Genomic DNA, 26730 nt, shown 5'->3' with positions numbered 1-26730 from the left:
CCCCAAATTTTGTTGTCGATTAAGCCAGTGATGAGCCTCGCTCTTCGCTGGCTTATGCTATTGTGAAGCGAAACATTTTAGGAGTAGATATGATCGATTTAAGCGCCTACCAAGGCATTATTTTTGATATGGATGGCACCTTAATTGACTCAATGGGCAGTCACTTACAGGCATGGCAAAAAGCTTGCGAAGCCTATGGCTACCCATTCGATTACGACTACATGTACAGCTTAGGTGGCATTCCGACCGTTAAAACAATTGAAATGCTTAACGAAAAATTTGGTTTAGAGCACGACCCTCTGGTTGTGGCACAAGATAAACACCAGTTTTGGGTTGATTTACAGCACCAACCGCTAGTGATTGACGAAACCGTCGCAGTACTTGAAAAGTACCATGGTGTATTACCTATGGGCGTGGGCACAGGTGCTGACCGCGAACATGCAATTGATCATCTAACTGATACCAATTTAATAAATAAAATTGGCGCGTTAGTGACTGCCAGTGATGTAAGTAAAGGTAAGCCAAATCCTGAAACATTCTTAAAAGTAGCAGAGCAGTTAGGTGTTGAGCCAAGCCAATGCGTGGTGTTTGAAGACACGCAAATTGGTTATCAAGCTGCCAAAAGTGCGGGAATGGATTGCATCATGGTGAAAGACGGAAAAATCCAACTTTAGCGATTAAAGTTGCAATGACACCCTTATTTGTATTATAAAACTATAAATACAATTACAAAAAGGTTATTCATATGTCATTGCAATGTGTTTTCCAAGGTTTAAAAACAACTCATCAAACAGCCAGTTCGAACACGAAAAAGTCGCGCGGGCTTTATGCATTGTTGGTGACATGTGGGATTGCCTTTACACCAGCTTGTGCTCATCAAGGAGACAATATGACTACTTCCCCTTCAGCATCAATGACGGCCTATGGCGTACTGGCAGATCAAACGCCAGTTAATCAAGTAACGCTGACTAACAGCAATGGTATTAGCGTTGATGTAATCAACTACGGCGGCATTATCACGCGTATTGAAACACCTGATGCAAAAGGCGAAATGGGTAATATTGTACTGGGTTTAGATAACCTAGAAGCATACACAAAAGCGACAACTTACTACGGTGCAATCATCGGTCGTTTTGGTAACCGTATCGCAAACGGTAAATTCACGTTAAATGGCACTGAATACCAATTAGCAACCAACGATGGTGACAACCACTTACATGGTGGTGTGCAAGGTTTCGATAAAAAAGTGTGGAACATGACACCGTTCACGACGCAAAACAGTGCTGGTGTTACCTTAAGCTTAGTGAGCCCTGATGGCGACCAAGGCTACCCGGGTGAAGTGACGACTGAAGTAACTTACACGCTAACGAACAACAACACGTTAGATATGCAGTTTATTGCTACAACAAGCAAGCCTACCATCATCAATATGACGCAACACAGCTACTTCAACCTAGCTGGTAAAGGCGACATTCTTGATCACCAAATACAAATTAACTCAAAAGCAATTACCCCTGTGGATGGCGGCTTGATCCCAACTGGTGAGTTGATGGATGTTGCAGGCACACCGTTTGACTTCCGTACTGCTAAAGCAATCGGTCAAGATATCAAAGCAAGCAACGAACAACTGAAACTTGGTAAAGGTTATGACCATAACTTTGTGCTTAAAGACACGCCAAGCAATGAACTAATTGAAGCTGCTACGGTTTACGAAGCAAACTCTGGCCGTACGTTAACAGTTTACACAGAAGAGCCTGCAGTACAGTTTTATTCAGGTAACTTCTTAGATGGTAGTACTCAGCAAGCGTCTGGCTTAGTGCATAATTTCAGAAGTGGTTTTTGTTTAGAGCCACAGCATTTCCCTGATGCACCAAATCAGCCAACGTTCCCAAGCACAACATTATTACCGGGTGACGTGTATTCAACACGCATCGTGTACGAATTTGGTACAAAATAAAGGAACACAATCGTGAAAACAACAAAGCTTAAAAGCGCAATGCAAAAGGCTGGCTTAGCCAGCGTATTTGCCTTGTCGTTTGGTGCACTGACTGGTTGTCAGACTACAGCTGAAGACAACACAGCTAAGAAAACTGACGTGGCAGCCACAGAAAAAGCGCCAATCCAAGATAATGGTATTTTTACCAACCCACTTTTTCCTAATGGCGCCGATCCATGGCTTGAGTACTGGGATGGTAACTATTACCTAACCACAACAACATGGACATCTGAGTTAGTGATGCGTAAATCACCAACACTAGCTGGCCTTGCTGATGCAACACCAGTCAATGTTTGGTCTGATTCAAATCCTGAGCGCTGTTGTAACTTTTGGGCGTTTGAGTTCCACCGCCTAAAAGGACCAAACGGCTACCGTTGGTACATGATGTACACAGCCGGTACTGATGGCACTTTAGATAACCAACACTTAAATGTATTAGAAAGTGCTGGTGACGATCCTATGGGTCCATACGAATACAAGGGCGCATTAATGCCTAACGTATGGAACATCGACGGTAACTACTTAACATACAAAGACAAGCTATATGTGATCTACTCACAATGGCAAGGCGATCAGCAATTAAACATTATTGCTGAAATGGAAGATCCGTGGACACTGAAAGAGAACTCACCGCATACGGTGATTACGCGTCCTGAGCTAGATTGGGAAATCAGTGGTCGTAAAGTAACTGAAGGTGCTGAAATTTTACAGCATAATGGTCGTACGTTTATGACGTACTCAGCAAGCTTCTGTAATACTCCTGATTACAAACTAGGTATGCTTGAGCTTGTTGGTGACGACCCACTTAAAGCGAGCAGCTGGAAAAAATACGACAAGCCAGTATTTGAGCGTACAGAAGAAGTGTTTGGCCCAGGTCACAACGGCTTTTTCACATCGCCAGACGGTACAGAAGACTGGTTAGTTTATCACGGTAATGATTCGGTAGAGCACGGTTGTAGTGCGACTCGTTCATTACGTGCGCAAAAATTTACTTGGAACGACGATGGCACGCCAAGCTTTGGTAAACCATTAACACCAGGCGTTGAAGTAGCTCCGCCATCAGGTGAATACGGTCCACTGGTAACGCGAGTACAAGGTCAGCGCTATCAATTAGTGAATGCAACAAGTGGCTTATGTTTAGACATCGCAGCTGATCCACAAGATGCACGTGCTGTGCAACGTCAGTGTGCAAGCACCAATGGTCAATGGGTTATTGATGCAACAACAGATGGTTTTGTTCGTTTAGCTAACCGTGAAGACAGCAAGTTCTTAGAGCTTGAAAGCTGTAATGACGCAGATAACGCTAAAGTACAATCTGCAGCATGGCGTAATAACTTCTGCCAGCAATGGAAAGTAGCACCAAGCACAGATGGTAATGTATCTATTACTAACCGTTACACAGGCAAACCATTAGCGGTTGCTGGTTGTTCTGCTGCACAAAACCAAGCGGTTTTACAGCAAAGTGACGCAACAGCGTGTGGTGATTGGCAATTACGCCCAATGGGTAGTGTTGTAGTATTAAGCCAGCAAAGTGGTAAAGCACTTAGCGTGGCGGATACAGTTAAAGCAGGTACCAATGTTGAGCAACAAGCTTACACGCATAAAGATGCACAGCAATGGTTCTTCACACCAACAGATACTGGCTATGTAAGCCTTAAACAAAGCGCTGACAGCGAGTTCTGTGCTGCGGTAGCTGATAACGCCTTAGTACCAGGTGCCAACGTAGAAATGGCCTCTTGTGCAGCGAAAACAGCACAGTGGCGCATTGCTCCAGTAGAAGGTGGTGGTGTGATGCTTATCAACCGCTACACAAAACAAGCGCTTGGCTTAAGTAACTGTGGTTTAGCTGAAAACACTAACTTCGCACAACAACCTGATTTAGGTAACAAGTGCCAAGTGTTCCATCTGCGTGAACCAAATTAAGTTATAAGTAAAAAATCGACTCAACCAAAGCCACTTCATTTATGAGTGGCTTTTTTTGTGGCTGTCAGCTGCAAGTTAGCGAGAGTAAAGTTAGCGAGAGTAAAGTTCCAAGCCGAGTGGTATGTTGGTGATATGTCTGTCTGCTCGTAGGGTGTTGATTTCATGACGCGGCAAGCAAGCGTGACGCCTACCACACTACTTGCCCTGCTCATTCTTCGGGTAGGTTGGTTTGAGCGAAGCGAAACCCAACATAATCCATCAAAACCTTCTCATGCCTCTGCATTGCATATAAAACCCCACGTAGGAGGTACTTTAGTGCCGAATTTTGTCCATCACATAATCTTCACGGCTAAAGCCTTTCTACAATGCAATCCTAGAACCTAGAACCTAGAGCCTAAAACCTAAATATAACCCCTAATTAATAAAATAACCGATAGGTTGCCACTGGCCACTATTTTTGCTGAGGCTAATTGTTTCAATGGCCTGCTCTTTATTCATAAATTGGCTTTGAAACTGAATGATCACGTATTCACCATCAGGAAGAGAGGGTAAAGAGTCATAATTCATCAGGCTTAAATTCTTACGTAAAACCACCTTGCCAAGCGGTACCCGAACTTGTTTTAACGCTTTACTCCAGTTGCTTTGTGGCATCGCTTGTTTAAATAATAAGTCTGCTTGCTGCCAACTTTGCTGATACTGACCGTTGTCGATTAACGTAAGCCAGCTTTTAGCGCGATGAATAACTTCGAGCTCCTCAGCATTTGCACAAAAGCAGCTTAAAAAAATGATTAGTAAGAGCGTTTTTCTCATAGCAATTCCATTTACTTGTTGTTTATTGAATTCGTCTTGAAGTGTTTTTATGTTACGGCGACGAACAATAAATACTATTCATCAATTGTGCGGTTTATTTTCCCGCAGATAAGCATTTTGACTGCCGATAAATCTTACAGCACATAGCTCAAGGTGCTTTGCGCTGCTCTAAATTAATCGATCAGATAGCCTAGTGGGTGCCAGCCATCGGCGGCTTTGCTAAGGCTGAGCGTTTCAACTACAGCCTCTTTATTCATAAACTCGGTTTGAAACTTGACCACTAAATACTCACCATTTGGCAGGCCGGGTAATGAGTTATATTCTGCTGTGCCAAAATAGGTGCGAGACATAACTCGGCCTAAAGGAACGCGTATTTGATCTAAGGCCATTTGCCAGCGAGCTTTGGGCGTGGTGTTTTGAAAGACCTGATCAGCTTGCTGCCAGCTCTCGTGGTACTCTCCTGAATCGACCAAGGTTAACCATGCTCTCGCTGTTGAAATAGGGCTTGTTTCTTCAGCTGAGGTGAAAAAGCACACCAATAATGATGCCAGTAAAAACAGTTTTTGTAGCGTAAATCCATTTACAGAAAGTAATAAAATTTGACGCATAAGACGCCCTCACTTCGTTCATAGGGTGAATTCATAATACGAATGAGTTGGTTAATTTCTATACTGAAAAAGTACTAGAGAAGGCTTTTTGGTGGGATTTAAGTGTTGTTTTTTATTTGAGCGATCTTTGCAATTGAGTTCGAAAAGTGGCGATGTAGTTTAGATTGTTAAGTTTATATTGTTGATTTATTAAACAAAACAATTCGTTTTAATAGCTACAAAATGTAACGACAATGACCATAAATAACACTTGTTTTTGCTGCTAAGGAAGTTTCGTATTTGCATGCTCGATATTTCAGAGCCCGCATAGTTACTGGGTTTTTGACCCTTTTTGGGTTTTCAGAGAGGAGTTAGCGAGGGGAAAGTTAGCAAGGGAAAAGTTAGAAAGGGAAAAGTTAGAAAGGGAAAAGTTAGAAAGGGAAAAGTTAGAAAGGGAAAAGTTAGAAAGGAGAAAATTGGCTATAGCCGTGAAGGCACAGTCCAAACCTAAAAGCCATTATTCACAGGTTGGAAGCCTTGCTATTTGTCGTCACTTGAAAATCCCGATAATGCAAACTACCCTCAACGGTGAACCAATAGGGGTAAACTTTATATGGATAGTTCGCTTAATTTATTACGAAAAAAAGCTGAAAAGGAGCTGAATCAAGCAACACTTGAAAGCAATGTTGTTTTGGTTGAAGACAGTGATCTTGATTTTACTGTTATCAACAAAGTGCTATCACCTAAGTACAATCTCAGGCGCTTCTCATCAGCCGAGCAATTGTTAGAGCTATTAGGTGATTTAAAGGTCTCACTTTTTTTACTTGATTACCGGTTGCCAGGTATGGACGGGATTGATCTGTGTCAGAGCATTCGCAGTGTTCCTGCGTTTGAGCATACACCCATAATCATGTTAACTGGCGAAGCCTATGCAAGCTTTGAATATAAATTTTGGGACGCAGGATGCAATGATTTTATTGCTAAACCTTACAGTGCAGTAACACTGCAAAAGCGTGTAGAAAAAGAACTAAAATACAGTGCCTTGCTTGAGCAACATAAAGAAGCCTCAATGATTGACTCGCTCACTAAAGTTTTTAATCGACGCTATTTAGAGGTGGTGATGAATCAACTGAGTGCAAGACATGAGTCACCCGAAGTCTCTGTGTTATTACTGGATATTGATTATTTTAAAAAATATAACGACCGTTATGGCCATTTGGCTGGTGATGCAGCGCTTGTATCAGTTACTAACACAGTCAAAAGAGCATTAGCACGCGACACTGACTTTATTTCACGTTGGGGTGGTGAGGAGTTTGCCATAGTTCTTCCGCACACTAATCATGATGGTTGTCAGTTGGTGGCAAAACGAATAATAGACCTATTGCACGAAGAGCATATACCCCATGAAGACTCACCGAGTGGTTATTTAACTATTTCAATTGGTGGGGTGACTGTTCCGGAATCTCCAAGAGACTGGAAGACACTTTTCTTAAAGGCTGACGAAAATCTGTATGAAGCCAAAGAGAACGGGCGTAATCAATACTGTTTAAAGCCTAAAGCCTAAAGCCTAAAGCCTAAAGCCTAAAGTTTTATACTAAGACATTCATTAGCACTCCAGGGTCGCTGATACCAGCTTCTTTTAGCGCGTCGCTAATTGATTGGCTAAGAGACATTATTTGCGTTTGGATTTCCATAACCATCTTGGTCTGCGTTTCAACTTGCACTTTTACAGCTTCGTCTTGTTGGTTTTTGAGCGCTTGCAGTTTGGCTAATTGCTCTTTGGCAAGTTCGAGTTGTTCTTTGAGCTTTTCGAGTTGCTCAACCATTTTGCGAATATGCGCGGGGAGTTCGCTAGATACTTCTTCTTTTTGAGCGGTCTCTGTTTCACGACCAGAGAGTTTATTCATCTCTTGGCTGCTGAGTTTGTAGCCTACTTTTGAACTGGTATTACTGCTTGCTGTATCTGCGTTTGAGATAGTTAACGCATTTGCTAATGAGTTAATAGCCATAACGATTGAGTTTAAAGGTAAAGATAGCTATGTATCGGCAAGGGGTACTAAAGCTTTAGAAAAAAGCCGGGTTTTCACCCGGCCTTTCCAGACAACAAATAGTTGAGGTGAGGCAGCTCACCTCACTTTGTTACTCCTGTGCAGCAGCTGCATCAAAGAGTGCTTTTATTTCTTCAGCGCTAATCGCACCGTTGAAAATTTTCAGTTCATCGATAGCACCGTTATAAGGTGTATCCCAGTAGTTAACACCGAGTGCAAACTCATTTGTTTCACCAGGAACCGTGAATACACGCGGGAAGCCATCGGTTTCTAGCTGTAATTCACCGTTAACATACATCTTCAACACATCACCGTTCGTACCATCAACAGTGAATGCAACATGTGTCCATTCTTTTGCTGGAATACGGCTATCTAGTTCTGCATTATCGAAGAAGGCGCCGTTATTTGCCCATAAACGAGTTAGGCCTGTACCAGCCATAGATGGCACATAACTTAACCAAGAGCCTGCACTTGCACCTGCGAAGAACGCTGTAGTGTAATCAGTGAAGGTTTCAGGTTTTAACCACATAGATACTGAGTAGTCATTGGTCGTGATTAGGTTATCCGGTAAACGAACACCTGAACCTTCAAGGAATACTGCTTGACCTATGATACCGTCAACAAAAGTTACGTTACCACCAGTGTTGTTGATGAAACCACCCGTTGGTTTACCCGCTGCATATGCACCGTTTAATGCACTTAAGTCACCTTCGAAGCTGTATTCAGCAGGTGCAAGTGATTTTAAGGTTACATCGAATGACTTAGTATCAGTAAAGTCTTTGTAGTTAATAGTTGCAGTTAATGTCACTACTTGGTCGCCAGCAGAGGCGCTAGGTTGTGTCACAACAGCTGTGCCATTAACCGGTTTTAAGTACTCTTCGTTGTTTGACGTCCAGCTAATACCAGATACAAATGGACCTACACGCGGTAACTCAAAGCTTTCACGTACTGCCGATACATCACCTAAATCAAGCGCGTCAGTAATGAAGCTCTCGAATTTAGTCGGATCTGTCAGGTTATTGATAGCCGCACCATTAATGTCTAGACCGTTTAGCGCGTAGTCATAAACGATGAATTCATCAATTTGACCTTGGAAAGGTAAATCCCAGCCGTAGTTCACACCAAGGGCAAAGTTACCTGTTTGTTCGCTAAAGAAGTCAGGGCGAGGCATCGAACCTGCACGTACACCATCACGATAAAGTGTTGCAGTGCCATTAGCATAAGTGATTGCAATATGATTCCAATCCATTACCGCTGGAGAGTCAGAGATGATTTGGTTCCACATATCTGTGCCATCATCAGCTAAGTAACGGCTCCAAAGCATTGGTGTTGTTGTAAAGTGAGTACTACCCGGGATCAAACTCATCCAACGTGCATCAGAGGTTGATGCGAAGAATGTAGGCGTGAAGTTAGTTAGTACTGTTGGCTTAAACCAATACGAAATAGTGTACTCATCGCCTGTTACTAACTCATCAGGTAAACGAACACCCGTTGCACCATCAAAATTAAATGCTTTACCTGTTTGACCTTCTGCGTATGCAGCTGTACCAGCACCCACATTTAACATGTTGTTATCTGTTACACCCGCATCATCAAGGTTACCTAAGCCATCACTGAGTGAATCTTCAAATGCATAGTGTGCAATCGCATTTTTAAACTCTGGGCGCGCTTCTAGATTTACATTAAATGTTTTAGTCGTGCTTTCACCGTTTAAAGAGATATTAGCCGTTAAAGTAACCGCTTTATCACCACGATCTGGCGTTGGAATGAATACAGAGCCTTCACTGGTGATGTAGTATTCATCACTGCTTTCCCAGTTAATTGCAGCACCGTCTTTACCTTTCGTTGGTAATGAGTAGCCTTCGTCAGCGATTGATAATTCAGTTTTGATATCAAGCGCTTCTTGAACAGTACCCAGCACGTTTGCAGTATCCGTAATTTCATCACGTTTACTTGCCCAAATGGTAGCGCCTTCGCTTGATGTAGCTGACACAGTTACAGCCATTGCTTTAGTTGCATCATCCCATTGCCATTTAGCCACGCCAAAGTAAGTACCAGAATCTAACTCAAGTTTAATATTTGAGTCATCAATCATGTACCAGATACCTGGATCATCACCGGTTACTGAGTGATCTTCGTTTAAAGCAATATGCATTGAACGAATAGCATCTGTATTTACATCGTTACCATGGTTGATAAATTTGTAATAGCCGTAAAGCTCATCTGCTACAACCATGTTGTCGCCTTCAAGCGGCACATAACGTTGTGGAGAAGCCATAGGCCAACCTAATGAGTTAATGAACATTTCATGTACGCGAACTTGGTGCGCTTCTGAAATGGTTGGGAACTCAGTAGACGTTTGTGGGAAACGTGTATGCGTAACTAAGATATGACGACCTGTCGCTTCATCATAGTAAGCAGAGTTATGGCCCGGTGATTGGTAGCCCCATGCTGGTGCTGTTTCGCCAAGTTCTTGCGTGTACTCAAAGCCGCCCATTAGTTTTTCGCCGACCTCTAAGCCGCCGATAGCTGCAATGTCATTACCTGCGTTATCTAGGTAAGGGCCATCTGGTGTTTTAGAGCGAGCAACACGGATGTTGTAACCACCATTAAGATCAAAACCAGCAACAGAGAAGAATAGGTAGTAGTATTCACTTTCTGGGCTGTACATTACAAATGCACCTTCCATTGCACGGAAGTCACCGCCTACTAGCTTTTTACCATAGCCTTGACCTGCTTCTGGCATACCTGTTTCTTCGTCCATTGCTAGAACGAAAATACCGCCAGAGTATGAGCCGTAAACCATCCAAAGTTTGCCATCAGCATCATAGAAGGCTGCAGGATCAATGGCGTTAGGATCAACGGCACCATTCCATGTTGTTTGGCCATTATCAAGTGGGTAAGCTGCAAACTCCGCTTCTGTACGATAACCGCTGCGTAAGAAAATACCTTTGTTTGTATAAGGACCTTCAATATTGTCAGCTTCAGCTAAACCAAGGTAAGAACGGTTCCAGCATACTTCATCAACAACATCTGGTGTATCTGGGTTATCTTGTGCACAGTGGTTATAGTAGAACCAAAATTTACCATTTGGCGCTTTGATTACATCGGCAGCCCAGTTTCCTGTAAAACCGTCTGTCCATTCAATACCTTCGGCAATTTCACCTGTGTAGTTGTAATCAAATAATGGGCTTTCATTAACGGCTGCGTTAGCTGAAAGGCTCGAAATCATTTCCCAGTTCAAGAGATCAGTTGATTTAGCGGCAGCAAGGTGTGAACCAAAAATATAATAAGTGTCGTCAACTTTAACGACAGAAGGATCGTGCACGCTTACATTGGTAACCATTACGCTACCTGATTCAGTGTATTCAACACTGCTGCTTACTGTCGGTTTTGCACTTTGCGGGTCGGCAACCGCTGGTGCTGTGTCAAGCTTAGTACCATCTTCTTTGCCACAACCTGTAACAGCCAAAGAGCAGGCTATGACCATGGCTAATTTATTTAATTTCATTTTATGTGTCCTCTTGAAACTGGGATTCATTTTTTTATTCGATTGTTGTCAATAAAATTGCCGCGTGCCTATATCAAACTAATAAGAACGTAGTATTGTAATTTTATAGTACGATTTAAAATGTGCAAATACTTTTGCAAAGGTAATTGATATGTAAACACGAAGTGTCAGTGTTTACAATATGTACAGCGTGATTTTAATTTTTTCAAGTTGCCAATTTTGGCGCTTTTTTCGCTGTTTTTGCTCTATTAGGGAAGTTTTTAGCTTATCTGCAAGTGAGGATTTTCCGGTAAATTTGTTTATTTGTATTACATTTGAACACTAAAAAGGGCTCTTAAAGAGCCCTTTTTGAGATTACTTGTCTTGTTTACTTAGACCTTCAGTGGTCATGATAATACGTTTAAGTGTGCCATCTTCGTTGTAATAAAGCGGCTCAATCGCCACTGAACGGCGAAAACGCCCGCCACTTGGTTTGCCATCAATCGGTGGTACAGCACCAGTATGGTAAATAAAGTAGTCTTTACCTTTATATTCAATGATTGATTGGTGGTTAGTTTCGCTGTTACCTGCGATCTCATTCAAGATACCTTTATATTCCCATGGCCCATGAATGCTTTTGCTCATGGCATAACAGATCTTCTCAGGGAACTCACATGCGTACGATACATAGTAGTTGTCGTTTTTCTTATGAACCCATAACGCTTCGGTAAAGTTTGGTAAGTCTAGCGTCTTAATTTCACCATCAAGAGAGAGTAAATCGTCGCTTAGCTTTACGTATTTTGGCATTAAGTTACCAAAAAACATGTAAGTATCGCCGTTTTCTTCGGTATAAATAGCCGGATCAATATCATCCCAATCATTTGGCGTATGCTTGGTCATGTCATCGGTAACCAGTGCATGGCCAATCGCATCTTTAAATGGACCCGTTGGTGACTTAGAAGTTGCAACACCAATTGCAAAGCCTGGTTTTGTGTCGTTGTGACGAACAGTTGTAAAGAAGTAGAAAGTGCCGTCACGCTCAATCATGTGTGAAGCCCAAGCCTGACCTTTAGCCCATTTAAAGTCTGTTGCTTTCATAATTGGGCCGTGCTTTTTCCAGTTCACCATATCTGTTGATGAAAAGGCTAACCAGTCATGCATTTCAAAAAACACGTCATTATTAGGAGCTTCATCATGACCTGTATAAAGGTATACGGTGTCATTGTGAACAAGTGCAGCAGGGTCTGCAGTAAATACATCGGTAAATAATGGGTTTTGTGCAACGGCTAAGCTGCTCGAAAAAAGTAATGGCAGCGCTAACGCTTTCAATTTCTTCATGAGTGTCCTTAGTAACTAATAATTGTTGTTCGAACTGCAGCTTTTTCGACCCAGAGCTCGCTCTAAGTGACCAGATAATACACAGTGTATGCCTGGTTATACTGAGTAACTGATTGTTTACATCGAAACAAATCAGCAAAAGTGCAGCAAAAAATAACTCTATATTGTATTATTGTATTTTAATCATAGTAGCATCAAAATACGCTGGGTAAATAACTTGTTAGCCCTTTTTTGTTGCTCTGGATGAATGAAAGACAAATTAAATAAGCGAACGAACAATCGCTAAGTGGCTGATAATAATGGGTCTTAATAAATCCCCAAAACAAAAACGCAGCATGCTTTGAGTTTGTAACATGTTATAATTGCAACGTTTTTTGTAAACATAATGGCGGTTATTTTAATTTGGCTTTTTGAGTTGACTGTTAAATAATCATACAATATGATTAAAGTTCAGGCAGCAATGTATTAACATAAAAATATAGACACACTCGCGCACCGTTTTGACAACACACGATGCACAATGCAGTGGTCACTCTTCGGTAACTGAATGGGGAAAGTTCAGCGGACCGATATAACTATAATTTGGAGAACACCGCTTATGTTTAAAAGAACACACATAGCCAGTGCTGTAGTTATGGCATTTACCTGTCAATTTGCTTTTGCACAGGAGGAAGCACCAAACACTCCTGAGAATAACGTCGATGAGATGGAAGTTATTCAAGTATCAGGTATTCGCGGCAGTTTAAACAAAGCGTTAGATGAAAAACGTGCAAGCGTTCAAATCGTGGATGCAATTGTTGCTGAAGATATTGGTAAATTCCCTGATAACAACGTAGTTGAAGCATTACAACGTGTAACGGGTGTACAAACAACAGGCCGTGGTGCTGGTGAAGTAAGCGCGGTTTCAATCCGTGGTCTTACTGATGTTAATACCACAGTTAATGGTCGCGCTATCTTTACAGGTGCGGGCCGTGATGTGGCGCTGCAAGACATTCCTGCAAGTTTACTTTCAGGCGTAACAGTTTATAAAACCCGTTCGGCGGACCAAATCGAACGCGGTATCGCAGGTGCGATTGATATTAAAACTCACCGTCCTTTCAACTTCGAAGGTGAAAAAGTTGTTTTAGCGGCACGTGCGATTTACTCAGATCAACCAGATGAAGTTGATCCAAATATCAGTGCGTTACTTTCTAATCGTTGGGAAATCGACGGCGCTGGTGAATTTGGTGCATTAGTTAATCTTTCATACGCTGAAACACATTACCGCGATGACACCATCACAGCGGGTGCTGCATTCCCATTCTTTACTGATAAGCCACAATACAACTACTCACCGTATTCACGTGTTCCAAATGAATTTTGGACTCAAGGTACTGAGTTAGGTCTACCGACAGCGTCAGGTTCGACTCTAGATGTTAATGGCGAGCCAACAGAATACCTACTTGCACGTGATGCTATTTTTGGTACTTCATATACTGGTCTTCGTAAGCGTCCTGCTGCGTCTGTATCTTTACAGTGGGCACCAGATGAAACCCTAGAAATCACAGCTGAAGGTTTCTACACAGGTTACGAAAACGAATCGCAAAATGCGATGTGGTTCTCAAATACGTTTGAAAATGGTAACGGCTTCATTGAAACACCAACTGTGTTTGATGGCACTAATGTGGTTAAAGAAAAGCAAGCGATTGGCGCTGGCGGTTTCCAAAGTGGTGACTTTTCATATGGTAAAACAGATAGCTACTTATATGCGCTAGGTGCCGAGTGGCTAGCAAGCGATTACCTAACTATCAACACTGAAGTTGTTTACCAAGACAGTGAGTACGAAACAGATTTCTTCGCAATGCGTTTTGATCGTGTAGCGACGGGTCTTGATGTTGATTTTAATGATAAAGACGGCGTACCAGGCATCGCGTTTTGGGATGATCCAAACACAGCGGTAAACGAAGCTGATATGGCTGCTATCGAAAACTGGAATGCAGGTACTATTTATGACAATGGCGGTGGTAATGCCGGCGATGCACTAACATTCACATTTGATGCTGAATACCTAATTGGTGGTACTTATTTTGATAAAGTGAAATTCGGTGGCCGTTACGAAAAACGTACTGCGCAAGAGTACACGCGTGGTCAAGATACTGGTATTGCCAACACGTCTGTAGCTAGCTTAATTGAGCAGCTAGCAGCAGCGGGTGCAGCAGGTGATGGTTCTGGTATTGTGTTCCAAGTTGATGATTATTTCGATGGCCGTGCTGACGTATTCGACAGCTTTGTAACTGCTGACGGTGGTTACATGCTAGATAACGGCGATGCTGTTCGTAGCGTATATGGTATTGAAGCTGAAGACGTATATAAAACATTTGATATCGAAGAAAATTCATACGCGCTATATGCCACAACTAACTTCTTCTTAACGGATGATATCAGCGGTGAGTTTGGTTTACGTTATGTAAGCTACGAGCAAGATATGGACTTCGTTGCTGAATCTGGCGGTATGAACTCAAATGTATTTGAAGAAAGCTCAGCAAGTGCAGATAGCAGCGCATTACTACCAAGCTTAGTACTTAACTGGAACATCACTGATGATGTAGTGGGTCGTGTTGCGTACACAGAAACATTACGTATGCCTAACTTTGCTGACTTGAACGCGCTGCAATACTGGTACGATCCATTAACAGAAGGTGCTACATACGGTACAGGTAATGGTGGTAACCCAGAGCTTAAACCAACAGAGTCAAAGAACTACGACGTATCACTTGAATGGTACTTCGCAGATACAAGCTCACTTTACGCGGCTTACTTTTACCGTGAAATCGAAGGCTTAGTTGTTGCGGGTCGTAAGCAAGTTGTGCGCGAAGGCGATGATGGCGTAACACGTCCATACGTATTAAGTGCACCAGTGAATGCTTCAAACGGTGAACTATCTGGTTTAGAAGTTGGTTTAGTTTACTTCCCTGAAAACCTACCAGAGTACTTAAACGGTTTTGGTGTGCAAGCAAGCTACACGATGCTTGATTCAGAACAAGATACACCAGAATTCAATGAGCTAGGTGAAATTTCTGGTTATGTAGATTCGCAAATGACAGGTGTTTCTGATGAATCTTACAGCATCGTCGGTATCTACGAGCGTGATTCATTCGATATGCGCTTATCTTATGTATGGCGTTCTGAGTTCTACACAGGTAATGAAGCGGCAATCTTTGCTAACCCGATTCAGTTTTGGAATCGTCCTGAGCAAAGCTTAGACTTCCAATTTAGCTACAATGTGAATGATGACTTTGTTGTAACCTTTGATGCAACGAACATCCTAGATGACGTATATCAGAGCTACTACGGTGAAGGTAACGACAACCTATTTAACTTTGGTAACGGTATCTACTCACGTACATTCGCACTAGGCGCACGTTATTCTTTCTAAATTTCTTTTATAGACCTAAAAACCCCGGCTTTGCTGGGGTTTTTTATTGGTTTTTATAAACCAAACCATCGGTCGAAAAGAGTTGCGATTTAATAAGTATGATAATACTATTAATCAGATTAGCATTAAATTTACAAAAATAACGAACGCAATGGCCAAGCTGTGTAATATCTAGGGCTATAAATTTATTTGATACGCAATGTTAAAAGCTTTTTAGCATTGCTTGAAATAGTGAGCGGCGGCTCATTATTGACCAATTAGGGTGTTGTTGTATGGAATCTCAAAAGTTATCCGTTGTAGAAAAGGTCGGCTTTGGTGCCGGCGACATGGCAGTAAATGTCATGGTTGCAGCGTTGTTCTATTTTATGTCTTTCTTTTACACCGATATCTACGGACTTGATCCAGTTGATATGGGTGTGTTGTTCTTAGTGGCGCGTTTTGTTGATGCCTTTACCGATCCATTAATGGGGGTGATCACCGACAAAGTGAAAACACGCTGGGGTCAATTCCGTCACTGGTTCTTATTTTTATCTGTGCCTTATGGTTTATCGGTCGTACTGTTATTTACCACGCCTGATTTCGACTACAACATGAAGTTAGCTTGGGCTTATGCAACGTACTTGTTTGCGACCTTGATGTTTACCGGTGTTGCTATCCCTTACATCTCTTACATTGGTGTATTAACTGCCGATCCTAAAGAGCGTTTGTCAGCCAATGGTTACCGTATGTTCTTCGCTAAGATTGCTAATGTAGTGATCGTATTTTCAGTGCCGCTACTTGCCACATATTGGGGAGATGGCAGCTTGTCGTATGGTTATAAACTGGCAATGGCATTGGTATCGGCATGTGCCGTAGCACTATTTTTGTTTTGCTTCTTTACTACTCGCGAACGTATTACCCATGAGCCACAAACCGAAGGCGTACTTACGCAATTAAAAGTACTTATTAAAAATGACCAATGGTTACTACTGTGTGCAGCATGTGTGCTTGGTACGCTTGGCTATGCGATTCGTGGCAGTGTTGCTATGTATTACGCAACCTATTACTTAGGTGTACCAGATTTAGCAGGTGCCTTTACCAGTGCAGGTATTGCAGCATCTATTGTCTCAATGGTGGCAAGTACGTGGATCACCCAGCGTTACTGTAAAATGAAGCTATTCCGTCAATCACAAATTGCCGTGCTATTTATTTCATTACTAATGTACTTTGTGGTGCAACCTGGCGATGTGATGACGGCGTTTGTGTTTTATATCATCTTGTCATTTGTGGTTGATTTACATGCACCAGTATTCTGGTCTGCCATTGCTGAAGCCGTTGATTACGGTGAAATTAAAGACGGCGTTCGTGCATCGGGCCTATCATTTGGTGGTATTTCATTCTGCCAAAAAGCCGGGGGCGGTTTAGCGGGCTTAGCAGGTGGTTTATTACTGGCATTTTTTGAGTACAAGCCTAACGTTGAGCAAACCGAATTTACACTAATGGGCCTAGCGCTGATGCTAACTATCATTCCGGGTGTTTTCCACGCCTTACTAGGTCTGATTTTGAAAAAATACAAAATTACCGATGAGTACTATACGGATATGGTTATTCATAAGCGCCTACCAAAATAACCACCCTTTAAACGCACACACTAAATAAGTGTGTGCGCTTTGCTCTTTAAAATAACAATTCGCTGGGAGACAACAGTATGAACACATTCAAGGTTAGCTATTTAGCAAGCGTTTGCGCTGCAATTTTAACTGTGACCGGTTGCAGTGAGCAGCCAACAGACACTAAACAAGCTGCTGTCGAGCATGCTGAACATACCAGCGAACAACATTTATTTGCCCTAAATCAAGTAAGTTTAAGCGCCAGCCCGTTTTTACATGCGCAGCAAACGAATGTGCGTTATTTATTAGCTCTTCATCCTGATCAGCTGCTTGCTCCTTATCTGCGTGAAGCCGGCCTTGAGCCAAAAGCGCCTAACTATGGCAACTGGGAAAGCACTGGCCTTGATGGCCATATTGGCGGTCATTATCTTTCAGCCTTAAGCCTTGCGTGGGCAGCCACAGGTGACGAAGAATTAAAGCAGCGTTTAGATTATATGCTGAGTGAGCTGGAGCGCGCCCAACAAGCCACAGGTGGTTACCTAGGCGGTATCCCAAATGGCGATGAAATGTGGCAGCAGATTGAAAAAGGTGAAATCAAAGCCGATTTATTCAGCTTAAATGACCGCTGGGTGCCGCTTTATAACATCGATAAAATCTTCCATGGTTTGCGTGATGCATACGATGTAGCCGGTAGCGATAAAGCCAAACAAATGCTATTTAAGTTAGGCGAATGGTTCTTAGCGACCACTGCGAAGCTAACTGATGAACAAGTTCAACAAATGCTGTATTCAGAGCATGGTGGCTTAAATGATGTGTTTGCAGATATGTACTTTATTAGTGACGATGAGCGTTACTTAAAACTAGCGCGTCAGTTCTCTCATAACATCATTATTGAACCCTTATTACACAAAGAAGATAAGTTAACTGGCCTGCATGCCAATACGCAAATTCCAAAAATTATTGGCATGTTGAAAGTGGCTAATGCCAGCGATGATAAAGCATGGCAGCAAGGTGCAGACTTTTTCTGGAAAACAGTCAGCCAAGAGCGCTCAGTATCAATTGGCGGTAACTCGGTACGTGAGCATTTCCATGATAAAAGTGACTTTACGCCTATGGTTGAAGATGTTGAAGGCCCTGAAACCTGCAACACTTACAACATGATGAAACTTAGTAAGTTATTATTCTTAAAAACCGGTGATACGCGCTATTTAGACTATTATGAGCGCGCCACATATAACCATATTTTATCGTCACAACACCCAGAGCATGGCGGTCTTGTTTACTTTACCTCAATGCGCCCGGGGCATTACCGCATGTATTCGTCAGTGCAAGATTCAATGTGGTGTTGCGTAGGCTCAGGTATTGAGAATCACAGCAAATATGGTGAGCTGATTTATAGCAATACCGGTAAAGAGCTATGGGTGAACTTGTTTATTCCTAGCACGTTAAATTGGCAACAGCAGGGTTTACAGATCACGCAAGACAGCCAATTTCCAGATGATAACAAGGTTTCACTGACCGTGAATCGTTTGTCTGAAGGGCAAAGCACTGAGTCGGTAATTCATATTCGTAAACCGTCTTGGCAGCAAGGTGAGCTGAGCTTTACTTTAAATGGACAAGCTGTAAGCGCAACCGAAAAAGACGGTTATTACAGTATCAGCCATGCATGGCAGAGCGGTGATAAGCTTGCCTTTGAGCTTAGTCCTAAGCTTTATACTGAGCAGCTACCTGATGGCCAGCATTATTACTCTGTGATGTATGGGCCTGTTGTAATGGCTACCAAAGTACAAGCATTTGCAAATGAGCAGCTTAACTTTGTTGCCGATAATAGCCGCATGGGCCACATCGCTGCAGGGCCGACCTGTCCGCCAGAGGCTCTACCAATCATGCTGAGTGAGCCAGAAGAATTTATTGCTGATCTTACTCGTAAACCGGGCCAAGAGCTTGCATTTATCGCCGATAAAAATGTGGCGATTGCCAAGCAAGGTATCGATAACACTAAGAGCACAGAGCTAATTCCATTCTTCCGCTTACACGATAGTCGCTATCAAGTGTATTGGCCGCAGCAAAGCGAAGCAGAGTTCACGCAATTTGTTGCCGATGCAAAAGCGGCTGAGCAAGCGAAAGAACAGCTTCGTTTATTAACCGTTGACCAAATTACGCCGGGTGAGCAACAACCTGAAGTCGAACACGACTTTAAAGGTGAGGGAACCCGTGCAGGTGTTAATAATGGTCATCACTGGCGCGATGCGACAGGTTGGTTTGAGTATCAGCTTAGTAACCCAGAACAAAAAGCGGTTGCTTTGCGTGTTCGCTATTTTATTGGCGATGTAGATCGTCATTTCTCAATTAATTTAAATGGTGAGCAATTAGCTGCAGTTAGTTTGCCTGTAGGTAAACCAACGGATGAGTTCTACACCATTGATTACCCATTAACAGAAGCAATGAAAAAGTCGAAAACGCTTACCTTACGTTTTGCTGCCGACAAAGATTCTGTTGCCGGTGGTATCTATGGTATTCGTTTAATCAACGCACAATAAAGAGTTGGCTATGTTAAGCAACAATGTGTTTGCGACGGCTAAAGAGCATGTTTTACCGTCGCTTTTAGATAACAGCGCTGAGCAACACAGTTTTTACCAAACGCCGACAGGGCTCGGTTATAGAGTGATTGAGCAGGGTCAGGGGGATAAACCTAGTTGGGATGCCACAGTGACTGTGCATCAACGCGTTACCCTTACAAATGGTCGGGTGTTATTTGATACTCGCAAGCAAGGTGCTGCTGTAGAGTACGAAATTGCAGAGGCGATAGTAGGCTTGCAAGAAGCATTGCAATTAATGAATAAAGGTAGTCGCTTTGAGGTGCTAATACCTGCGCATCTTGCGCGCGATGTGTACAGCGCATTTATTGAAGAAAAGCATCAGCAAGGCTGCCAAAGCCCCATGCTCGTTGATATTACCTTGGTTGATTTTAGTTAATAACACCTACTTTCAACCTCAAACTAGGTCATTAAAGCAAATAAAAAACCTGCAATTTTGCAGGTTTTTTTGTGTGTTGGATAATTACTTCTTAAGCTTGGTTTTAAGCTTATTCAGGTCGGCTGGGTTAACAACCGGCCAATCGTTTTTCCAACTCATTGGTAAAATACGTAGCTTTTGCACGCCGTTATCGGCTGTTTCGTAGGCGTGTAATACTAAATAGTCTTTGCCATCAAAGGTGTACGCAGCATTATGACCAAGAGCTGCCCAGTCTTTATTACCTTCAATAACTAAACTGCCACCGCCATCAACCATAGAGCGACCTTGTTGATCTAAGTATGGGCCTTCGATGTTTTTACTGCGACCTACGCGTACGTTGTAAGTACTCTCTACGCCACGGCAGCATTTATCAAACGAAACAAATAGGTAGTAATAGCCGTTCTTTTTAAAGATATAAGGTGCTTCAATTGGGCCATGCTCCGTGTTTGGGCGACTCGCAATGTGATGCCACTTTTCAGGTTTTGCTAAGCGCACCATGTCATCATCAAGTTTTACTAGTTTAAGACCACCCCAGAACGAACCAAAGCTCATCCATGGTGTGCCATTGTCATCTTCGATTATTGCAGGGTCGATAGCGTTCCAATCGTCACGTTCAGGCACTGATTCAACCACTATGCCATAGTCAATCCACTTGTAGTCAGGTGATGATGGGTCAAGTGTTTCATTAACCGTCACACCAATTGCCGAAGTGTTTTTGCCAAATGCAGAGACTGAGTAATAAAGGTAAAACTTACCATTTTTCTCATACACATCAGGTGCCCATAAGTGGCCATCAAAGCTTGGTGAAATACGCTTTGCCCAACTCGGCTCATCTTTAAAAACGCGGCCTGTGAGTTTCCAGTTGGTTAAATCTTTCGATTCATAATAGGTAATGCCTGGGCCTGTGCTAAATACATAGTACGTGTCGCCTTCTTTGGTCATTACCGGATCGTGTACTTCAACTTGCTTTGCAGATACGGCTGCGGCAGAAAAAAGTAGCCCTGTTGAAAGCCATTTCATTGCGTGTGTCACCTTACTTACGGGTCTCATGCTTGAATACCTTTTGTTGTTTTAACTCTTGTGTTCATTCAGCTACTATATAATATGTAATACAATATTAACAATAAAATCGAGACGAAATACAGGACACATTATGCTCAAAAAATTATCTCGGCTAACGCTTCTTAGTGCGTTAAGCGCCTCGTCAGTGTCAGCCCTTGCTGATGCTAATAGTAGCAAGACTTTAGCGCCAATTGATAACCCCATTGTACTCAAACGTGCTGATCCTTGGTTAGTTCGTGATGATAAAAGTGGCTGTTACACGTTTATAGGTAGTTCGCCGAAATTTGATGAAATTGAGCTGCGCCAAGCTTGTCGTTTAAACGATTTAAAATTAGCTGAGCCGAAGGCTATTTGGCGAAAGCGCGATAAAGGCCCAATGAGTGTCAATATTTGGGCCCCTGAGCTGCATCAGATTGATGGCAGTTGGTATATCTACTTCGCCGCAGGTGATATCGAAAAGCCGTTCAGTATTCGCATGTATGCACTTAAAAACGACAGTGCTAATCCGATGCAAGGTGAGTGGCAAGAAATGGGGCAAGTAACTAGCCACCTTGATAGTTTTTCGCTTGATGCCACAAGCTTTACGCACAAGGGTAAGCGTTACATGATTTGGGCGCAGCAGAACCAGCCTGCAACTTATAACTCAGCTTTATGGTTAGCTGAAATGGACTCACCAACATCAATTAAAGAACCCATTATCGCGATTACAGAGCCAACCCTTGATTGGGAAGTGCAAGGCTACAAGGTGAACGAAGGTGCTGCAGTCATCACTCATGGCGATAAAATATTTGTCACTTATTCAGCCAGTGCCACCGATCATCGATATGCGATGGGCTTGCTATGGGCAGATGTGAATGCTGATTTGCTTGATCCTGCTAGTTGGCATAAAAAGGCTGAGCCGGTGTTCACCACCAATGCTGAGCTAGGTCGTTTTGGCCCTGGGCACAACAGTTTTGTAAAAGCTGAAGATGGTGTAACCGATTTAATGATTTATCACAGTCGTGACTATAAAGAGCTGAAAGGCACACCGCTTACAGACCCAAATCGCCATGCGCGTGCACGCATTATTACGTGGGATAAAAACGGTTTTCCTGTGTTTTCACCAGAACTCGCTGATTAAAAAAGGGCGCCAATTGGCGCCCTACAACTTTGGGAACGAACGATTACCAGAAGCGGTAGTAAATAAAGGCAGTAATACCAATAATACCCGCGGTATGAATGTAATCCCACTTATCTAAGCCGGCAGCCACTTCTTTCATAGTTGCTTTATCTAGGCTTGAGAAAGTAAGACCTTTCAATTGTTCTTCGTCTGCTTGTTTGGTGAAAATACTCACCACAATCATAATCGCAACGACCACGACAAATAGCAGAATACAGTAATATAACCAGTTCATTGTGGTGATCCACGCAAATGATGAACCTGTTAAATCATCTTTAAATGGCAGTAACACTAAGCGGATCATACCAAGCACAAAACCTGATACTAAGCCCACAAAACCCGCTGTTGGAGTGATGCGTTTACTACATAAACCTAGTAAAAATACCGCAGCAATACCTGGTGCAATAAGAGACTGCACACTTTGCAGATATTCATAAAGCACATCGGCAATTAAGCTCATGACGGGTATCCACAGAAGACCTAATACAACAATCACGATAGTGGCAATACGGCCTACTTTCAGAAGGTGCTTCTCAGATGATTCTGGTTTAAATTTCTTATAGAAATCAATGGTAAATAAGGTTGCTGATGAGTTAAATAATGATGCTAAAGAGCTCATAAGAGCCGCTACTAAACCACCGATTACAATCCCCTTTACGCCGGCTGGTAATAGCTCAGCAACTAAAGTTGGGAAAGCTTGGTCAGCACTTTCATAGCTAATAATACCTTTAACATTCAATGCGTATGCAATCATGCCTGGTACTAAGAAGATAAATACAGGAAGTAATTTTAAGTAACCAGCAAACATGGTACCGCGACGGGCTTCTTTAATGCCTTTTGCAGATAAAACACGTTGTACGATGTATTGGTCGGTACACCAATACCAAAAACCAATAATGAATGAACCAAATACAATGCCAGGCCAAGGGAATTCAGCATCTGAAGCACTACGAATAAGGTGCATATTAGCATCGTTGATACGCTCAACTTCTGCCCAGCCACCTACTTTATCTAGTCCAACAACTAATATGACTAAGGAGCCAATAATGAGTACAGGGGTCTGCAACACCGAGGTCCACATAATGGCTTTCATACCGCCAAGCACCGTATAAATACCGGTGATAACCACTAGACCAATAGCTGAAATCCAGAAGAAATCGATGCCCCAAATGCTCTCAATACCTAATATTGTTTTAAATGCGATGCCGCCAGCATAAACCGTTACCGCAACCTTGGTTAATACATAACTAATCAATGAGATAACAGATAAGAAGGTACGTGATTTAGAGTTAAAGCGGCGCTCTAAGAATTCAGGCATGGTGTAGACTTTACTACTCCAATAGAAAGGCACGAAAATCCAACCGAGCAGTAGAATGATCCACGATTGCATCTCCCAGTGAGCCAGTGCCATACCCGATTGTGCACCTGAACCTGAAAGGCCCACTAAATGTTCCGAGCCAATGTTCGATGCGAAAATAGAGGCACCAATCACTAACCAACTTGCATTACGACCCGCTAAAAAGTAATCAGCGGTGTCTTCTTCTTTTTGTCGCATAGACATCACGACAACGCCTAGTAACAGGACGAAAAATCCTGCTAGCACTGCCCAGTCTAAGGTACTTAGTTCGACCATCGTGTGTTCCACCTAATTTTGAAAGAAAATTTTGCTTTTTTAGTTGTGAATAAAAATATTATATTATAAATAAGCTAAGTGAAAGAGATTTGTTAAAATAAGGTGACAGTCTGTAGGTGAAATGGTGACTGTATTGTTCAAAATACAGACACTTGTATTAGGCCGTTTTTTACTTGTTATTGATTTTAATCAATTATTTCCAGGATGACGGAATTGCTTTATAGATGTATCATATTACTCAGATCTTTTGAGGAACACACATGGCGCGCTTAGAAAATTTAAACCTATCACAACAAGTTACCAATGAGCTTGGTAAAGCAATTATTGTTGGAGATTATAACTCTGAAACGGGGCTACCAACCGAAGCACAACTTTGCGAAGTGTATGGTATTAGCCGCACAGCTGTTCGTGAAGCAGTGAAAATGCTTGCTGCAAAAGGACTGATTTCTTCTCGTCCACGACAAGGTATTCGTGTTGAGTCGGCGGAGAACTGGAACTTATACGACACAAGCGTATTAAAATGGTTGTTAGAAAGCAGCCCATCACTTTACGTACTTAAAGAATTTCTACAAGTGCGTTTGGCAATTGAGCCACAAGCAGCAGCACTTGCAGCAAGAAAAGGCGACCAAGCAGCCATTGCAGAAATTAAAATGGCACTTGATAAAATGCAAGCGGCAGCAGAAGAGCCAGAAGGCGTAATGCATGAGCCAGACCTTGCTTTCCATACGGCCATTTTGCATGCCAGTGGTAACCGTTTTTTCTATCAGTTACGTGATTTTATTAGCACGGCTCTGCATGTAAGTATTCAGCATACTACACCTGCTAAGGGTAATAAAAAGGCTATCGCGGAAGAGCACTTTAAAGTGTATAACGCGATTGCGAGCGGCGACCCTGAGCGTGCTAAAAACATGATGACGTACATGATTGATGAAGCAATGGCGTTTATTGAAAAAGAAATCGCCGAAAAAGAAGCGGCTCAATAACTTCGCTTTTTGACGTTGTAATTACTTTAAAACAAAAGGTTATCATGCCAAATTCAAACGAGCTAAAAACTGTTTACCCAAGCCTTGCTGGTAAGAGTGTGTTTATAACTGGCGGCGCATCGGGAATTGGTGAAGTAATGGTAATGCGGTTCTGCGAGCAGGGCGCAAAAGTCACCTTTGTTGATATTGCAACTGAGCAAAGCGATGCGTTATGCGCGAAATTAGCTGGCAAATATGAGTTTGACCCACAATTTATCCGTTGCGATATACGTGATGTAGAAGCCTTAAAAGCGGCCATTGAGCAAACTCGTCAGCAACAGGGTGACATTGGTGTGTTAATTAATAACGCAGCCGATGACACCCGCCATGCCGCTGAAAATATGGATGTGAAATATTGGGAAGATAAGTTTGCAGTTAACTTGCGCCCGTGTTTCTTTTCATCGCAAGCTGTGGTTGAACAGATGCAGCGTTTAGGCGGTGGTAGCATTATCAATATGGGGTCGGTAAGCTGGCGCATTAAGCAAACAGGCATGCCAGCCTATACAACCGCAAAAGCAGGGATTGAAGGTTTAACCCGCTCATTGGCTGCTTCATATGGTAAAGACAATATTCGTGTGAATTCACTGGTTCCGGGTTGGGTTATGACAGAGCGCCAAATTACTCATTGGCTGACCCCAGAAATGATTGAAAATGTTCGTTTAAGTCAGTGTATTAACGAAACAATTCAACCAGACCATGTGGTAAACGCGGCATTGTTTTTGGCTGCTGATGACAGCCGAATGATGACAGCACAATCATTGATAGTGGATGCAGGTTGGACATAATTTTGCGAAACAATCGTAAGATAACTAGCTTGCAATAAAAATTTTTACATAATTCAAATGATACTATAATAATAAAATATGGGTTATAGAATCAACAGAGCTCATACTTAGGAAGGTGGTAAGAAAGTTTGACCGACTTTGTACTTGTTTATTTAATTCTGATTATTGGCGCTTGCCTGCAAAGTGTTATTGGCTTTGGTTTAGGCATGCTATGTGTGCCTGTGCTTTACTGGCTGATGCCAGAGCTGGTGCCTGGGCCAATGATTCTGAATGCGCTGTTTTTAACGTCGGTGTTAATGATTAAACACCGCGGCGCGATAGACATGAAACAAACAGGCATTTCCATTATTGGTGGTGCAGTAGGAGTTATTCTTGCTGCTGTGGTGATGTGGTATGTCAATGCGAAGCAGTATCAACTCTTGCTAGGAGTGAGTATTTTGGTAGTGGTGGCATTGTCTATCATAGGTATGAAACCGAAAATTTCCACCATTACAAGCTTACTTGCGTCAATGTCGTCGGGCTTTTTAGGTACCACAACGTCAGCCGGTGGCGCGCCAATGGGGCTACTCTATCAAGCTGAAGATAAAGATAAAATTAAAGCAAACCTGAGTGCCTTTTTTGTATTTATAAACTTGTTTGGCATTATTGTATTGATGCTGACAGGCTCTGCCGATATGGCTGATGTAAAGCTGTTCTTTTTCTGCTTACCCGCTATTTTAATTGGCTGGGGCTTGTCGTTTGTGATCAACAATAACCTCAATGAAAAGGCCATTCGCGGCATCATCTTGCTGGTTGCGGGCTTATCTGGTCTAGCACTTATTTTCATACACAGATAGAATGAGAATAGTTCAGCTGTTT

Annotated in this window: 19 protein-coding genes; 12 read left to right on the top strand and 7 right to left on the bottom strand. The window is 42.5% G+C overall.

The window, feature by feature from the left end; genetic code table 11:
- Positions 1-89 precede the first annotated feature (89 nt).
- The 3 genes from MTF66_RS22235 to MTF66_RS22225 all read left to right on the top strand — a co-directional run bounded on the left by MTF66_RS22235 (position 90) and on the right by MTF66_RS22225 (position 3919).
- The gene (locus MTF66_RS22235; protein ID WP_248528804.1) at positions 90-674 is read left to right on the top strand and encodes an HAD family phosphatase; all 585 of its coding nucleotides are present in this window, start codon (positions 90-92) and stop codon (positions 672-674) included.
- 215 nt (positions 675-889) lie between these two features.
- On the top strand, positions 890-1957 hold the full coding sequence (locus MTF66_RS22230) for an aldose epimerase family protein (RefSeq protein WP_248528803.1): 1068 nt from the start codon (positions 890-892) through the stop codon (positions 1955-1957).
- A 12-nt stretch (positions 1958-1969) separates the two neighbouring features.
- Positions 1970-3919 (top strand): RICIN domain-containing protein, encoded by a 1950-nt coding sequence (locus MTF66_RS22225; protein ID WP_235576231.1) that lies wholly within the window; start codon positions 1970-1972, stop codon positions 3917-3919.
- Positions 3920-4333: 414 nt separating this feature from the next.
- On the opposite strand, the gene MTF66_RS22220 is transcribed toward MTF66_RS22225, so the two are convergent.
- Positions 4334-4729 carry a DUF4019 domain-containing protein gene (locus tag MTF66_RS22220; protein ID WP_248528801.1) on the bottom strand — a complete coding sequence of 132 codons (396 nt, stop codon included), beginning with the start codon at positions 4727-4729 and terminating at the stop codon, positions 4334-4336.
- 173 nt (positions 4730-4902) lie between these two features.
- Positions 4903-5337, bottom strand: a complete 435-nt coding sequence (locus MTF66_RS22215; protein WP_248528799.1) for a DUF4019 domain-containing protein — start codon at positions 5335-5337, stop codon at positions 4903-4905.
- Positions 5338-5929: 592 nt separating this feature from the next.
- On the opposite strand from MTF66_RS22215, the gene MTF66_RS22210 reads away from it, so the two are divergent.
- Positions 5930-6880, top strand: a complete 951-nt coding sequence (locus MTF66_RS22210) for a diguanylate cyclase (protein WP_248528797.1) — start codon at positions 5930-5932, stop codon at positions 6878-6880.
- A gap of 25 nt (positions 6881-6905) precedes the next feature.
- On the opposite strand, the gene MTF66_RS22205 is transcribed toward MTF66_RS22210, so the two are convergent.
- From MTF66_RS22205 to MTF66_RS22195, 3 genes are all read right to left on the bottom strand, one after another.
- Entirely contained in the window at positions 6906-7325 is a 420-nt protein-coding gene (locus MTF66_RS22205; protein ID WP_248528795.1) for a hypothetical protein, read from the bottom strand.
- Positions 7326-7455: 130 nt separating this feature from the next.
- Positions 7456-10875 carry a LamG-like jellyroll fold domain-containing protein gene (locus tag MTF66_RS22200; RefSeq protein WP_248528793.1) on the bottom strand — a complete coding sequence of 1140 codons (3420 nt, stop codon included), beginning with the start codon at positions 10873-10875 and terminating at the stop codon, positions 7456-7458.
- Between the two features lie 354 nt (positions 10876-11229).
- Entirely contained in the window at positions 11230-12192 is a 963-nt protein-coding gene (locus MTF66_RS22195; RefSeq protein ID WP_248528791.1) for a glycoside hydrolase family 43 protein, read from the bottom strand.
- Between the two features lie 598 nt (positions 12193-12790).
- Between MTF66_RS22195 and MTF66_RS22190 the strand changes: the two genes are divergently transcribed.
- The 4 genes from MTF66_RS22190 to MTF66_RS22175 all read left to right on the top strand — a co-directional run bounded on the left by MTF66_RS22190 (position 12791) and on the right by MTF66_RS22175 (position 20172).
- Positions 12791-15607 (top strand): TonB-dependent receptor, encoded by a 2817-nt coding sequence (locus MTF66_RS22190; RefSeq protein WP_248528789.1) that lies wholly within the window; start codon positions 12791-12793, stop codon positions 15605-15607.
- 272 nt (positions 15608-15879) lie between these two features.
- A complete protein-coding gene (locus MTF66_RS22185; RefSeq protein WP_248528787.1) occupies positions 15880-17217 on the top strand; it encodes an MFS transporter in 1338 nt (445 codons plus the stop codon).
- A 77-nt stretch (positions 17218-17294) separates the two neighbouring features.
- Positions 17295-19736, top strand: coding sequence for a glycoside hydrolase family 127 protein (locus MTF66_RS22180; RefSeq protein ID WP_248528785.1), 2442 nt, complete (start codon positions 17295-17297; stop codon positions 19734-19736).
- A gap of 10 nt (positions 19737-19746) precedes the next feature.
- Positions 19747-20172 (top strand): FKBP-type peptidyl-prolyl cis-trans isomerase, encoded by a 426-nt coding sequence (locus MTF66_RS22175; RefSeq protein WP_054562982.1) that lies wholly within the window; start codon positions 19747-19749, stop codon positions 20170-20172.
- An 84-nt stretch (positions 20173-20256) separates the two neighbouring features.
- Here MTF66_RS22175 and MTF66_RS22170 read toward each other — a convergent pair whose 3' ends face one another.
- On the bottom strand, positions 20257-21231 hold the full coding sequence (locus MTF66_RS22170) for an arabinan endo-1,5-alpha-L-arabinosidase (RefSeq protein ID WP_239962190.1): 975 nt from the start codon (positions 21229-21231) through the stop codon (positions 20257-20259).
- 133 nt (positions 21232-21364) lie between these two features.
- Between MTF66_RS22170 and MTF66_RS22165 the strand changes: the two genes are divergently transcribed.
- The gene (locus tag MTF66_RS22165) at positions 21365-22393 is read left to right on the top strand and encodes a family 43 glycosylhydrolase (RefSeq protein ID WP_248528783.1); all 1029 of its coding nucleotides are present in this window, start codon (positions 21365-21367) and stop codon (positions 22391-22393) included.
- Between the two features lie 43 nt (positions 22394-22436).
- On the opposite strand, the gene MTF66_RS22160 is transcribed toward MTF66_RS22165, so the two are convergent.
- On the bottom strand, positions 22437-24065 hold the full coding sequence (locus MTF66_RS22160) for a sodium:solute symporter (RefSeq protein WP_055020596.1): 1629 nt from the start codon (positions 24063-24065) through the stop codon (positions 22437-22439).
- 260 nt (positions 24066-24325) lie between these two features.
- Between MTF66_RS22160 and MTF66_RS22155 the strand changes: the two genes are divergently transcribed.
- The 3 genes from MTF66_RS22155 (at position 24326) to MTF66_RS22145 (ending at position 26708) form a co-directional block, all read left to right on the top strand.
- A complete protein-coding gene (locus tag MTF66_RS22155) occupies positions 24326-25048 on the top strand; it encodes a FadR/GntR family transcriptional regulator (protein WP_058586038.1) in 723 nt (240 codons plus the stop codon).
- A 44-nt stretch (positions 25049-25092) separates the two neighbouring features.
- Positions 25093-25872 (top strand): SDR family NAD(P)-dependent oxidoreductase, encoded by a 780-nt coding sequence (locus MTF66_RS22150; protein WP_248528781.1) that lies wholly within the window; start codon positions 25093-25095, stop codon positions 25870-25872.
- 128 nt (positions 25873-26000) lie between these two features.
- Positions 26001-26708, top strand: a complete 708-nt coding sequence (locus tag MTF66_RS22145; protein WP_055020595.1) for a sulfite exporter TauE/SafE family protein — start codon at positions 26001-26003, stop codon at positions 26706-26708.
- Positions 26709-26730 lie beyond the last annotated feature (22 nt).

Source organism: Pseudoalteromonas sp. 2CM39R, assembly GCF_023161845.1.
This window is presented reverse-complemented; position numbering and strand designations above follow the sequence as displayed.